This is a genomic window from Kitasatospora sp. NPDC002543, assembly GCF_053594915.1.
Map to the genome: position 1 here is coordinate 125,367 of NZ_JBSFWR010000004.1, position 12,586 is coordinate 137,952.

A 12,586-nucleotide genomic window follows, 5' to 3' on the forward strand; every position below is an offset into this window, starting at 1 on the left:
CCCGCGCCCCGCCCGGCACCCGCGCCCCGGGGACGGGGACGGGGACGGGGACAGGACGGGGCGGGGGCGGACCGGCCCGGGCTCAAGCCGGGATGGCGTTGACGTACTCGCGCATCATCCGGGGGACCCGGTACGCGTACTGGTGGCCGCGCCTCACCTGGACGACGGAGAAGTCGACCAGCTCGGCCAGCACGTCGAGGTTGCGCGATGGTTCCCGGCCGCCGTCGACCGGCTCCTGCCGGACGTCGTCGATGGAGAACTCCTCGGGGAACCGGGAGAGCCGTCTGAGTGCCCGGCGCTGCCGTTCGTCGAGCAGCCCGTACGCCCAGGCGAGGCTGCGGTGCAGCGAGCGGTGGTGGGAGAGCCCGCCGACCTCCTCCTGGGCGAGGATCGGCAGCACCCGGCACTCGTCCACCAGGACGTGCAGGGGCACCGAGCGCATCCGGACGGCGGCGTTCTCGATCGCCAGGGCCAGGCCGCCGAGGCGCCGGCAGAGCTCGACCACCTGCGGCATCTGGTCGCCGAGGTCGAGCGTCGGGACGACGGAGTGCACCCGGCGGCAGAACAGTTCGGCGGCGGGCGGGCAGCCGTACGGGTCGTCCGGGTGGCCGACCGACAGCGGCGACACCTCCCACAGGTCGGCGGGGACGCCGGCGGGTGCCCGCAGCGAGGTGATCATGATGTGGAGCGCCGGGTGCCGTGCGAGCAGCTCCCTGACCTGCCGGGCCACCGTGTCGATGACGTGCTCGGCGTTGTCGACGACCAGCAGCATCCGCGGTTCGGGGCCGGTCCGCGGGTCGTGGCCGAAGCCCCGGAGGAGGGTGTCGAGCGCGCGCTGCGCCTGGGCCGCGGCGGCCGCCGGGTCGACGGCCTCGGGGGTGACCGAGCCGAGCTCCAGCACCGCGACGCCGTCCCGGAAGCGGTCCAGCAGGTGGGCGGCCGCGTCGAGCGCCAGCCGGGTCTTGCCGACCCCGGCCGGTCCGGTGAGCACGAGCGGGCGGCCCGGGCGCAGGGCGGTCACGACGTGCAGCAGGTCGGCCTGACGGCCGACGGTGACGTCCGTCTTGGGCCGCAGCCCCTGCCAGCGCGCGTTGTCGGGGAGTTCGGCGGCGGGGGCCGGTGGTCCGGCTTCCGGACGGGCGGGCAGCAGTCCGGCCGGGACGCCCGCCTGGGCGACCCGGGAGAGCAGGGCGTCGTCCCGGCCGGCGGCCGCGGAGAACAGTGCCCCCACCAGGAGTTCCACGGAACTGCGCCGCGGATTCCTGATGGCTCCGGTTTCCAGATTGCGAATGGTGCGGACGCTGACGGTGGAGTGCTCGGCTAATTGCTCCTGGCTCCATCCGACCAACTTCCGTTGGGTCACCAACATCGAGCGAAGCTGATTGCTGTCCATTCCCCCGCGCTTCCTGCTGTCGTGAGCAGAATAAAAGTCAGAACTCAGGTGCGCCGCTGGCGGCGCCAATCACTCCGAGAAACGGTCGCTTCCGTCCGGCCCGTCCGGGAGGGCGGTCGGGCAGCCGGACGGCCGGGCGGTCGGGTGGAGCGCGGGCGTGTGCGCTCGGGTCGACGCCCGTGTCGGCGGCGGGCAGCGAGGCGACCGGGGTGCAAGGTGTCAGGATCGCCAGGTGCCTGGGCGGCAGTCTGCCAATGCCGTGGAATAATGGATCGGGGACGTGGTGAAGGTTTTCAATGGCTTTTCAGGACGGCGTTCGAGGTGATTCGGCGGTGAGGTGATCGCCGCCATCCGGCTGCTCCGGCGATGCGCGAACGAGTGTACTACGCGGACTATTTCCGGCGAAGCGATCACAACGTTCGATTCGTCCCCCAGGGACCGGCAACTTCGCTTCGGAACCGGCAATTCTCGGCATTTCGGACGAGAATGTGGGAGCATTATCGGCCAGTGTGGCCGAATCCATTCGCCCGTTACCGGCGGTGGGGCGTCGATTGTTCACGGACTCGACCGCCGTCCGTTCCCGGTCCTTACGGTTGCGGTCCGGGCCGCCGCGGCCCGGACCTCGTCCGCCCGGCGCGTCGCGGGGCGGTGGTCGTCCGGGGTTGTCGGGGGATACTCGTTCAACTGCGGAAACCCCGGTGGATGCCACGGGAAACCTGGTTGAGCCCACCCACAGCCGAAGGATAAGAAGAGGAAATGACAACGCTCAAGGAGCAGCTGCAGGAGGACCTCACGGCTGCCATCAGGGTCCGGGACGAGCTGCGCGCGTCCACCATCCGGCTCACGCTGGCCGCCGTCACCAGCGAGGAGGTGGCGGGCAAGCAGAAGCGCGAGCTGTCCGACGCCGACGTGCTGAAGGTGATCGGCCGCGAGGCGAAGAAGCGCCGGGAGGCTGCCGAGGCCTTCGGGAACGCCGGCCGGACGGAGCAGGCGGCCCGGGAACTGGCCGAGGGCGAGGTGCTGGCGACCTACCTGCCCAAGCAGCTCACCGACGAGGAGCTGGCCGCGATCGTGGCCGCCGCGGTGGCCGAGAGCGGCGCGAGCGGCCCGCAGGGGATGGGTGCCGTCATGAAGCTGGTGAAGCCCAAGGTCGACGGCCTGGCCGAGGGCGGCCGGGTCGCCGCCGCCGTGAAGGCCGCCCTGGCCTGAGCCGGCCCGGGTGGGCCCGATCAGGCCCGGCCCGAAAGCCTGAACGCCCGAAAGCCCGAACGCCCGTGCCGGGCGGCGGAAACCCCGGCGCCCCGGTGGCACGCCGAAGGGGCGCCCTCCGTACTACCGGAGGGCGCCCCTTGGCCTGTTCATCGGCCGCCGCACCCGGCGGCCACCCGGCCACCCGGCCACCCGGCCACCCGGCCACCCGGCCGTCCGGGCCCGGCGGCCGCCGCCGGAGGGCGGGTCAGCCGTTCCCGTTCCCGTTGCCGCCGCCGTGCCGTCCGCCGTTCCCGTTCCCTCCGGGCATCGGCGGGAAGGTGAATCCGCCGGGGAGGGTGGGCAGCCCGCCGGGCAGGCCGCCGGGCAGGTTGGGGTTGCCTCCCGGCTGCTGCTGCGGCGGCGGCGGGTTGCCGGCCGGCGGCTGGGCGTTCGGGTCGGCCGGCGGGGTGGCGCCCGGGGTGGGCGCGGCCGGCTGCGGGTCCGGGATGTTGGCGGTCTGGATCGGCTCCAGCGGCGAGCCCTTGAGCGCCTGGTTCATCGCCATCGCCCAGATCGGGCCGGGGCCGTCGGCGCCGAAGACCTCGGGGAAGTACTTGCCGCCGATGGTGATGTTCTTCATCTTGACGCCGCCGGCCGGGCCGCCGAGCCAGACCGCGGTGGCCAGCGACGGGGTGTAGCCGCTGAACCAGGCGGCCTTCTTCTCGTCGGTGGTGCCGGTCTTGCCGGCGATCTTGCGGCCGTCGTCCATGGTCAGGGCGGCCGCGGTGCCCTTCTCGGTCACGTTCAGCAGGACGGCGTTCAGCGAGTCCGCGGTCTGGTCGGAGAAGGCCTGGCTGCACTGGGACTGCGGGACCGCGACCTCCTTGCCGTCCACCGTGGTGATCTTGTTGATCGCGATCGGGGTGCAGTACTTGCCGCGGGCGGCGAAGGTCGCGTAGACGTTCGCCATGGTCAGCGGGGAGAGCTCCAGGGTGCCGAGGACCATCGAGGGCACCTCCTGGAAGGCGTCGCCCTTGGCGGACTGGGTGATGCCCAGCTTGTTGGCCATCTGCTTCATCGCGCAGAGGCCGACCTGCTGCTCCATCTGCACGAAGTAGGTGTTGACCGAGCGGGCCATCGCCTCCTTCAGCTGGTACGGCCCGACCTCGCTGTCCTGCTCGTTCTTGACCGTCTCCTTGGGCTTGGCGTTGTTCTTCCAGGTGCCCGAGCAGGTGGACATCTGCGGGTAGTCGATCTTGTTCTCGGACGGGAACGGCTGGGTGTTCGACATGCCCGACTCCAGCGCGGCCGCGGCCAGGATCGGCTTGAAGGTCGAACCGGTCTGGAAGCCGTTGCCGCCGCCCATCGCGGCGTCCACGTTGAGGTTGACGACGGTCTGGTTCTTGTTCGGGTCCAGGCCGTACGGGCGGGTCTGGGCCATCGCCAGGATCTTGCCCGTGCCCGGCTCCATCATGGTCGCGGCGGCCGACACCTGGTCGGTCACGTTGACCTTCTTGGTGACGGCGTTCTGGGCGGCGGCCTGCTTGTCCGGGTCCAGCGTGGTGTAGATGTTCAGACCGCCGGTGTTCCACACCTTCTTGCGCTCGTCGGCGCTCTTGCCGAAGGCCGGGTCCTGCTTGACCACGTGGCGGACGTAGTCGCAGAAGAAGCCCATGCCGGCCTGGGCGGTGATGCAGCCGTTCTGCGGGTCCTTGTACTTCAGTCCCAGCGGGGCGGCCTTGGCCTCCTGGGCCTGCTCCGGGGTGATGTGCTTGTTCTCCAGCATCTTGTCGATCACGACGTTGCGGCGCTTGACCGTGTTCTCGGGGTAGCGCACCGGGTCGTAGGACGACGGGTTCTGCACCATGCCGGCCAGGGTGGCGGCCTCGGCGATGGTCAGGTCCTTGTTGCTCTTGCTGAAGTAGCGCTGGGAGGCGGCCTCGACCCCGTAGGCCTGGTGGCCGTAGAAGGTGATGTTGAGGTAGTTGGTGAGGATCTGGTCCTTGGACAGGTCCTCCTCCAGCTTGATGGCGACCTTGAGTTCCTGGATCTTGCGGCCCAGGGTTTTGCGCTGGGCCTCCAGGACGGCCGCCTGGTCGTCGCCGGCCTTCTCCACGTTGACGTTCTTCACGTACTGCTGGGTGAGCGTGGACGCGCCCTGGGAGGCGGTGCCGCTCTCCGCGTTCTTGCTGATCGCGCGCAGGACGCCCTTGAGGTCGACGGCGCCGTGCTCGTAGAAGCGGGCGTCCTCGATGTCCACCTGGGCGTGCCGCATGAAGGGCGACATCTGATCGGCGGTCAGAACGGTGCGGTCGCGCTCGTAGACCTTGGCGATCAGGCCGCCCTTGGCGTCGAAGATCTGGGTCGCCTGGGTGAGCGGCGGGGTCTTGAAGTCGTCGGAGATGTTGTCGAAGCTCTCCGCCGTGTCCTTGGCGGTCAGCCCGATGGCGCCGACGGCGGGCAGGGCGAGGCCTGCCAGCAGGACTCCGGAGAGCACGCTGACGCCCAGGAACTTCACGCCGTTGCCGGCGTGCTCCAACGGTGATCCGCCGGTCCGGCCGCGCGGAGCTCCGGTGTTGCCTGGGGGCTGGGGTGCCTGTGGGCGCTTCGGTGCCATGAGGAGAACCCTACGTCGCGGATTCCCGCCCGCAGGGGCAGGTGTTCGCCTAGGCTTGTCACAAGCTTGCGACAGCTGCGGTGCGTCAACATCATTCACTCTTGTGGGCGAGGAGACTTGCCCGGATTGCCCGCTGATGGCTGGGTTTTGAGGCAGCTGTGGCTGGCTGTACCCCTGTGGCCGGTTGCGCTCAGTGATGGCGCCTGTGTCGAGAGTACGGGCTCCGCTTTTGGCAAGGCGCGCGACCTGCGATCACTCCAACGAGTGAGCTGACCGCCACCCATAGTCCAATTGGGTCATGCGAGATTGAGCCCGAAGGGGCTGTTGCAAGCTGTCGTTCTTCCGTAACGTCCTCAACTGGCAACGGTGAATATGCCGTTGCCGCCGTGGGGGAGCCTCGAATACGGGAGAGGACGGCGCCGGCATGGGCTGGGTTGACGACTGGAGTGCGCAGGCCGCCTGCCGCACGAGTGATCCGGACGAACTGTTCGTCCAGGGGGCGGCACAGAACCGCGCGAAGGCGGTGTGCAGCGGCTGCCCCGTCCGGACGGAGTGCCTCGCGGACGCCCTGGACAACCGGGTGGAGTTCGGGGTGTGGGGCGGGATGACGGAGCGGGAGCGCCGGGCGCTGCTGCGCCGCCGTCCGACCGTCATCTCGTGGCGGAAGCTGCTGGAGACGGCGCGCACCGAGTACGAGGAGTCGCTCGCGACCGGAGTGATACTGACGGACTACGCCCAGGCGGGCTGAGCCCGGCCGCGCACGCGATCCGGGCCGGTCGGCCCTCGGGCACGGCCCGCGCCGCGCCGCGACGCGACGAGACCGTCGTGAACCACGCCGCGACGGCACCACCGCGAACCACGCCGCGACGGCACCACCGGCGCCCGGTCACACCGCGCCGTTGAGCCGGTCCCCGATGGCCCGCAGTCCGTCCAGGTCGTGCACGTCGCCCGGCAGCGCCGGCACCTCCACGATCGGCACGTCCGGGTACACCGAGACGAAGCGGTCGCGGGTTCGGCGTTCGCGCCCCATGATCTGCATCCGCTCGGCGTGCAGCCGCAGCAGCCCGGCCGCGAGCAGCTCCGCCTCGGGCGAGGCGTGCTCCGAGCCGTTCTCCTCCAGGGCCTCGGCGGCCGCCAGTGCCCGCTCCGCGGTGAGCTGGGGCGCCCCCGTGCCGTGCACCCGGTTGAGCACCAGCCCGGCCAGCGGCATCCGGTCCGCGGCCAGCCGGTCCACGAAGTACGCGGCCTCGCGCAGCGCGTCCCGCTCCGGCGCGGCCACCACCAGGAACGCCGTGCCCGGCGCCTTGAGCAGCTGGTACGTGCGGTCCGCGCGCTCCCGGAAGCCGCCGAACATCGAGTCCATCGCGCTGACGAAGGTCTGCACGTCGGTGAGCAGCTGGGCGCCGAAGATCTTGCCGAGGGTGCCGGTGAGCAGGCCCATCCCGGCGTTCAGGAAGCGCATCGCGCTGCGCCCGCCGACCTTGGCCGGGGCGGTGAGGATCCGGATCACCCGGCCGTCCAGGAAGGACCCGAGCCGGTTGGGCGCGTCCAAGAAGTCCAGCGCCGAGCGGGACGGCGGGGTGTCCACGACGATCAGGTCCCACTCCTCGGCGGCGCGCAGCTGCCCGAGCTTCTCCATCGCCATGTACTCCTGCGTGCCCGCGAAGCCGGCCGACAGGGACTGGTAGAAGGGGTTCTCCATGATCGCCCGGGCCCGTTCGGGCTCGGCGTGGGCCAGCACGACCTCGTCGAAGGTCCGCTTCATGTCCAGCATCATGGCGTGGAGCTCGCCCTCCCGCCGCTCACCGTCCCCGTCCGGGGCGCGGAGCGGCGCCCCCTCCATGCCGGTGACCCCCTTCACCACCCGGGGGGTGTTGTCGAGCTCGGTCAGGCCCATCGACTGGGCGAGCCGGCGGGCCGGGTCGATGGTCAGCACCACGACCTTGCGGCCGCGCTCGGCCGCCCGCAGCCCGAGCGCCGCGGCGGTGGTGGTCTTGCCGACGCCGCCCGAGCCGCAGCAGACGATGATCCTGGTCTTCGGGTCGTCGATCAGCTCGTCCACCGCGAGCCGCTTCCCGGTGCTCCGCACCCCGTTCGAGGTCATGCCGCCCCCTGCCGCTTCAGTTCGCCCGCCAGCCGGTACAGCCCGCCGAGGTCCACGCCCTCGCCCAGCAGCGGCAGTTCGTACGTGGGGAGCCGGAGCTGCTGGATGTCGGCGCGCTGCGCGCGCTCCAGTTCGACCCGCTCGGCGTGCTCCCTGGCCTGCTCCAGCAGCGGGTCGAGCAGCGGCTCCACCGTCGCCCGGACTTTCTCCGCGGCGCGGGTGCGCCCGCCGAGCCCGGCCTCCCCGAGGGCCAGCGCGACCTCCTCGCGGTGGTCCCCGTCCACCGCGGCCACCGCCGCCGCGTCCAGCACCGGCGGCCGGACCATGTTGACCATCACCCCGCCCACCGGGAGCCGCGCCTCGCGCAGTTCCTCGATGCCGTCGACCGTCTCCTGCACCGGCATCTCCTCCAGCAGGGTGACCAGGTGCACCGCGGTCTCCGGCGACTTCAGCACCCGCATCACGGCCTGCGCCTGGGTGTGTATCGGGCCGATCCTGGCCAGCCCGGCGACCTCGGCGTTGACGTTCAGGAAGCGGGTCAGCCGCCCGGTCGGCGGGGCGTCCATCACCACCGCGTCGTAGCGCCGCCGGCCGTCCTGGTCCTTGCGCCTCGTCGCCTCGCAGGCCTTGCCGGTGAGCAGGACGTCCCGCACGCCGGGCGCGATGGTGGTGGCGAAGTCGACGAAGCCGACCTTCTGCAGCGCCTTCCCGGCCCGGCCGAGCTTGTAGAACATCTCCAGGTACTCCAGCAGCGCCAGCTCGGTGTCGATCGCCAGCGCGAAGACCTCGCCGGGACCGCCCGGCCCGGCCGGCAGCCCCAGCTGGGCGCGGGAGACCGAGGCGATCCGGCGCTCCTCGTACGGGAGCGCGGCGATCCCGAACAGCTCGGCGACGCCCTGCCGGCCCTCGACCTCGATCAGCAGCACCCGTCCGCCCTCGGCGGCGAGCGCCAGGGCGAGCGCCGCGGCCAGCGTGGTCTTCCCGGTGCCGCCCTTGCCGCTGACCACGTGCAGCCGGACGCCCTCCCAGTCGGGGTCGCGCCGGGCCGCCTGGCCGGGGGTGCGTGCCACGCTCCGTCTCCGTCCGTCTCCGTCCTACGGGCGTCCCCTCCTGACGAGGGTGCCCCTCGCCAGGGTGCCCTCCCGCGAGGGTAACCAGGGAGCGCGCCGGATGCCGTGAGCACCTGGTCCGTCAGGCCGGATCATGCCCTCTTTGTGCCCCACCTCACACGCCTCGCGGCGGTCGGCGCGGAACGCCGCGACGGCTCGTCTAGAGTCTGGCCATGACCAAGTGGGAATACATGACGGCGCCCCTGCTGGTGCACGCGACCAAGGCCATTCTGGACAACTTCGGCGAGGACGGCTGGGAGCTCGTCCAGGTCGTGCCCGGCCCGAACCCGGAGCAGCTGGTGGCCTACTTCAAGCGGGAGAAGAACGCATGAGCAAGGCCGAGGAGAAGCTCGCCGCGCTGGGCCTGACCCTGCCGCCGGTGGCCGCCCCGGTCGCCGCCTACGTGCCGGCCGTGGAGTCCGGCGACCTCGTGTTCACGTCCGGCCAGCTCCCGGTCGTCGGCGGCAAGCTGCCGACCACCGGCAAGGTCGGCGCCGAGGTGTCCCCGGAGGAGGCCAAGGAGCTCGCGCAGATCTGCGCGCTGAACGCCCTGGCCGCCGTGAAGTCGGTGATCGGCGACCTCGACCGGATCGAGCGGGTCGTCAAGGTGGTCGGCTTCGTCGCCGCCGCCCCCGACTTCATCGCCGTCCCGGGCGTCGTCAACGGCGCCAGCGAGCTGCTCGGCGAGGTGCTGGGCGACGCGGGCGTGCACGCCCGCAGCGCCGTCGGCGTCGCGGTGCTGCCGCTGGACTCGCCGGTCGAGGTCGAGCTCGTGGTGCGCGTCAAGGCCGCCTGAGCGTGATCGCGGAGGCGGGGCCGGGCCTGTCCGGCCCCGCCTCCGCGCCACCGGAGTGCCACCGCGGTGCCGGCCGGAACGCGCTCGGAGCGCTGCCGGGCACGGCCTGAGTGTGGCCGGGGCGTTTCCGCCCGACCCGTGAGCCTGGCGGGAATTGTCGGACACGCCCTAGCATCCGGGCATGGACCATCGAGCGACGACGCTGCCGATGCCGCCCGGTTGGCCTGCCCGGATCCGGGCGGTCGAATCCGGCGCGGTGACCCCGCCGGTGCCCAGGGCCGCCGCGACCGTCGTGCTGCTGCGCGACACCGCCCAGGGGCCGGAGGCCTACCTGCTGCGCAGGCGCACCTCGATGGCCTTCGCGGCCGGAATGTACGCCTACCCGGGCGGCGGGGTGGACCCGCGGGACGCCGAGGTCGAGCCGGGCTGGGCCGGGCCGGCGCCCGAGGAGTGGGCGCGGCGGCTCGGCGTGGACGCCGGGACGGCGCGGGCGGTGGTCTGCGCGGCGGTCCGGGAGACCTTCGAGGAGGCCGGCGTGCTGCTGGCCGGTCCGGACGCCGACAGCGTCGCCGCGCCGCGCGACTGGTCCGCCGAGCGGGCCGCGCTGGAGGCGCACGAGCTGTCCTTCGCCGAGTTCCTCCGCGACCACGGGCTGGTGCTGCGCAGCGACCTGCTGGGCGGCTGGGCCCGCTGGATCACCCCGGAGTTCGAGGAACGGCGCTACGACACCTGGTTCTTCGTCGCCGTGCTGCCGGCCGGCCAGCGCGCGGCCCTGGAGGTCGGCGAGGCCGACCGGGTCGCCTGGCTGACCCCAACCGAGGCGGTGCGGGGCTACCGGGAGGGCCGGTTCGGCATGCTGCCGCCGACCGTGACGGTGCTGCGCGAGCTGTCGTCGGCGCGGACCGCGGCCGAGGCCCTGGCCGCGGCCGCCGCCCGCCCGCTGGCGCCCGTCCTGGGCCGGGCCGAGGTCCGGGGCGACCGCCTGACGGTCCGCTGGCCCGGATACGAGGAGTTGACCATCGACGGGGAGTTCCCCGAGGGCGCCTGAGCGTTCTCCCGGTGACGGTCCCGCCGGTCGGGACCACCCGTACGACCCGTACGACCCGTACGGCTGGTCGGACCCGTGCGACCGGCACGGCCCGCACGAGCCGCACGGCCGGTTGGACCCGCAGGACCCGTACCACCCCGTACCCCCTTCCCGCACCGACGCAGAGAGAGGACCGACGCCCGATGACCCACAACGCCGTGGCTCGCCGGACGGCACCCGAGCTGCCCGCCCGCCGCCTGATCCCCCGTGACCCCGCCTGCGAGAGCCAGGTCCCGTCCGCCGAGGCGACGGCGCGGCGCGCCCTCGTCCGGGAGCTGCCGCTGCGGGCCCTGCACCGAGACGGCGGAGGCGGCCGGTGAGCCGGCGAACCGTCGAGAGGCGCCCGTCGCGCGCAGCGGCCACCGAGTGCGGCGACGCGGCCACCGAACGTGGCGAGGCGGCCACCGAACGCGGCGAGGCGGGCGCATGAGCGGCCTCCTGCCGGGCGACCCCGCCGCCGCCGTCGGCGGCGAGGCCACCCCCCGGGCGCTGTGCGTGCTGGCCCCGAACCCGTCGCCGATGACACTGGACGGCACCAACACCTGGCTGCTCTCCGAGCCGGGCTCGGACCTCGCGGTGGTGATCGACCCGGGCCCGCTGCACGAGGGCCACCTGCGCCGGGTGATCGACCTCGCGGAGGAGCGGGGCAAGCGGATCGCGCTGACCCTGCTCACCCACGGCCACGCCGACCACTCCGAAGGCGCGGCCCGCTTCGCCGAGCTGACCGGCACCGAGGTGCGGGCCCTGGACCCGGCGCACCGGCTGGGTTCGGAGGGCCTGGTGGGTGGCCAGCGCCTGGACGTCGGCGGCCTGGACCTGCGGGTGGTGGCCACTCCGGGGCACACCTCGGACTCGCTGACCTTCCACCTGCCGGACGACGGGGCGGTGCTCACCGGCGACACCGTGCTCGGACGCGGCACCACGATGGTCGCCCACCCCGACGGCCGGCTGGGCGACTACCTGGACTCGCTGCGCCGGCTGCACACCATGGCCTCCCACCAGGGCGTGCGGACGGTGCTGCCGGGCCACGGCCCGGTGCTCGCGGACGCGCTCGGAGCCGTCGACTACTACCTGGCCCACCGGGCCGCCCGGCTCGCCCAGGTGGAGACCGCGGTCGAGGCGGGCCACCGGAGCGCGCCGGCGGTGGTGGCCCGGGTCTACGCCGACGTGGACCGGGCGCTCTGGCCTGCCGCCGAGCTGTCGGTGCGGGCCCAGCTGGACTACCTGGAGGAGCACGGGCTGATCCCCGAGCTCGACTGATCCCGGAGCCGGGCCACTCGACCCGGAGAACGCCTCGGTGAACGCCTCGGTGAACGCCTCGGTGGACGTATCGGTGAACGCCTCGGCGAACGCGGAAGGGCCCGTCCGAACCGGACGGGCCCTTCCGCGTCAGCGGGTGCGTGTCAGCGCGAGCGGCGCGACAGCCGCTCGACGTCCAGCAGGACCACCGCGCGGGCCTCCAGCTTCAGCCAGCCGCGGCCGGCGAAGTCGGCGAGCGCCTTGTTGACCGTCTCGCGGGAGGCGCCGACCAGCTGGGCCAGCTCCTCCTGGGTGAGGTCGTGGGCGACGTGGATGCCCTCCTCGGACTGCACGCCGAACCGGCGGGAGAGGTCCAGCAGGGCCTTGGCGACGCGGCCGGGCACGTCGGAGAAGACCAGGTCGGACATCACGTCGTTGGTCCGGCGCAGGCGGCGGGCGATGGCCCGCAGCAGCGCGATGGAGACCTCGGGGCGGGCGTGCAGCCAGGGCTGGAGGTCGCCGTGGCCGAGGCCCAGCAGCTTGACCTCGGTCAGCGCGCTGGCGGTCGCGGTGCGCGGGCCCGGGTCGAACAGCGACAGCTCGCCGATCATCTCGCTGGGGCCGAGCACGGCCAGCATGTTCTCGCGGCCGTCCGGCGAGGCGCGGTGCAGCTTGACCTTGCCCTCCGCCACGACGTACAGCCGGTCGCCCGGGTCGCCCTCGTGGAACAGCGACTCCCCACGGGCGAGGGTGACCTCGGTCATGGAAGCGCGCAGCTCGCCGGCCTGTTCGTCGTCGAGTGCCGCGAAGAGTGCGGCGCGCCGCAGAACGTCGTCCACGTGCTTCCTCCTTCTCGGCCGTACGGCGGGTGGGCCGTCCGGCGCAAGTTCCGTTCAGTGTTCTGCATCACCAAGCATGGCGCATGTCGCTCCGATCATATGAGGAGGGGGTGTGCCGAGGTGTGCCGTGCGGGGCCATTCGTACCGGCGGGTCACCGGGCGGGCCCGGTGGCGGGAGCCCGCGGGAGGGCGTCGGTCGAACCTCTGTCCG

General features: G+C 72.7%; 12 protein-coding genes and 1 pseudogene. 7 read left to right on the forward strand and 6 right to left on the reverse strand.

Annotated features, from left to right (window positions below):
• Positions 1 to 82: 82 nt before the first annotated feature.
• Positions 83 to 1,231 (reverse strand): ATP-binding protein, encoded by a 1,149-nt coding sequence (locus ACWD4P_RS03545; RefSeq protein WP_449778444.1) that lies wholly within the window; start codon positions 1,229 to 1,231, stop codon positions 83 to 85.
• Positions 1,232 to 1,393: pseudogene (locus ACWD4P_RS03550) on the reverse strand (helix-turn-helix domain-containing protein); the annotation flags it as partial. It lies immediately after the preceding gene.
• Positions 1,394 to 2,149: 756 nt separating this feature from the next.
• Here ACWD4P_RS03550 and ACWD4P_RS03555 point away from each other — a divergent pair.
• Positions 2,150 to 2,602: a GatB/YqeY domain-containing protein gene (locus ACWD4P_RS03555; RefSeq protein WP_359824093.1), complete on the forward strand. Its 453-nt coding sequence runs from the start codon at positions 2,150 to 2,152 to the stop codon at positions 2,600 to 2,602.
• 247 nt (positions 2,603 to 2,849) lie between these two features.
• Here the strand turns inward: ACWD4P_RS03555 and ACWD4P_RS03560 are convergent, their stop codons facing one another.
• Complete coding sequence (locus tag ACWD4P_RS03560; protein ID WP_449778418.1) at positions 2,850 to 5,123, reverse strand: transglycosylase domain-containing protein; 2,274 nt, start codon at positions 5,121 to 5,123, stop codon at positions 2,850 to 2,852.
• A gap of 502 nt (positions 5,124 to 5,625) precedes the next feature.
• Here ACWD4P_RS03560 and ACWD4P_RS03565 point away from each other — a divergent pair.
• On the forward strand, positions 5,626 to 5,949 hold the full coding sequence (locus tag ACWD4P_RS03565; protein ID WP_195911063.1) for a WhiB family transcriptional regulator: 324 nt from the start codon (positions 5,626 to 5,628) through the stop codon (positions 5,947 to 5,949).
• 138 nt (positions 5,950 to 6,087) lie between these two features.
• Here ACWD4P_RS03565 and ACWD4P_RS03570 read toward each other — a convergent pair whose 3' ends face one another.
• Together ACWD4P_RS03570 and ACWD4P_RS03575 are read right to left on the reverse strand one after the other, a co-directional pair.
• Positions 6,088 to 7,305 carry an ArsA family ATPase gene (locus ACWD4P_RS03570; RefSeq protein ID WP_359824099.1) on the reverse strand — a complete coding sequence of 406 codons (1,218 nt, stop codon included), beginning with the start codon at positions 7,303 to 7,305 and terminating at the stop codon, positions 6,088 to 6,090.
• The gene (locus ACWD4P_RS03575; RefSeq protein ID WP_359824102.1) at positions 7,302 to 8,375 is read right to left on the reverse strand and encodes an ArsA-related P-loop ATPase; all 1,074 of its coding nucleotides are present in this window, start codon (positions 8,373 to 8,375) and stop codon (positions 7,302 to 7,304) included. Before ACWD4P_RS03575 ends, ACWD4P_RS03570 begins: the two co-directional genes overlap by 4 nt.
• A 212-nt stretch (positions 8,376 to 8,587) precedes the next feature.
• Here ACWD4P_RS03575 and ACWD4P_RS03580 point away from each other — a divergent pair, with 212 nt between their 5' ends.
• The 5 genes from ACWD4P_RS03580 to ACWD4P_RS03600 all read left to right on the forward strand — a co-directional run bounded on the left by ACWD4P_RS03580 (position 8,588) and on the right by ACWD4P_RS03600 (position 11,557).
• Complete coding sequence (locus ACWD4P_RS03580) at positions 8,588 to 8,746, forward strand: hypothetical protein (RefSeq protein ID WP_359824105.1); 159 nt, start codon at positions 8,588 to 8,590, stop codon at positions 8,744 to 8,746.
• Positions 8,743 to 9,210 carry a RidA family protein gene (locus tag ACWD4P_RS03585; protein WP_359824107.1) on the forward strand — a complete coding sequence of 156 codons (468 nt, stop codon included), beginning with the start codon at positions 8,743 to 8,745 and terminating at the stop codon, positions 9,208 to 9,210. The genes ACWD4P_RS03580 and ACWD4P_RS03585 overlap by 4 nt, the downstream gene beginning before the upstream one ends.
• Before the next feature lie 181 nt (positions 9,211 to 9,391).
• Positions 9,392 to 10,258, forward strand: coding sequence for an NUDIX hydrolase (locus ACWD4P_RS03590; RefSeq protein ID WP_449778419.1), 867 nt, complete (start codon positions 9,392 to 9,394; stop codon positions 10,256 to 10,258).
• A 182-nt stretch (positions 10,259 to 10,440) separates the two neighbouring features.
• On the forward strand, positions 10,441 to 10,617 hold the full coding sequence (locus ACWD4P_RS03595) for a hypothetical protein (RefSeq protein WP_449778420.1): 177 nt from the start codon (positions 10,441 to 10,443) through the stop codon (positions 10,615 to 10,617).
• Positions 10,618 to 10,723: 106 nt separating this feature from the next.
• A complete protein-coding gene (locus ACWD4P_RS03600) occupies positions 10,724 to 11,557 on the forward strand; it encodes an MBL fold metallo-hydrolase (protein WP_359824115.1) in 834 nt (277 codons plus the stop codon).
• Between the two features lie 143 nt (positions 11,558 to 11,700).
• On the opposite strand, the gene ACWD4P_RS03605 is transcribed toward ACWD4P_RS03600, so the two are convergent.
• Entirely contained in the window at positions 11,701 to 12,375 is a 675-nt protein-coding gene (locus tag ACWD4P_RS03605) for a Crp/Fnr family transcriptional regulator (protein ID WP_030288117.1), read from the reverse strand.
• Positions 12,376 to 12,586 lie beyond the last annotated feature (211 nt).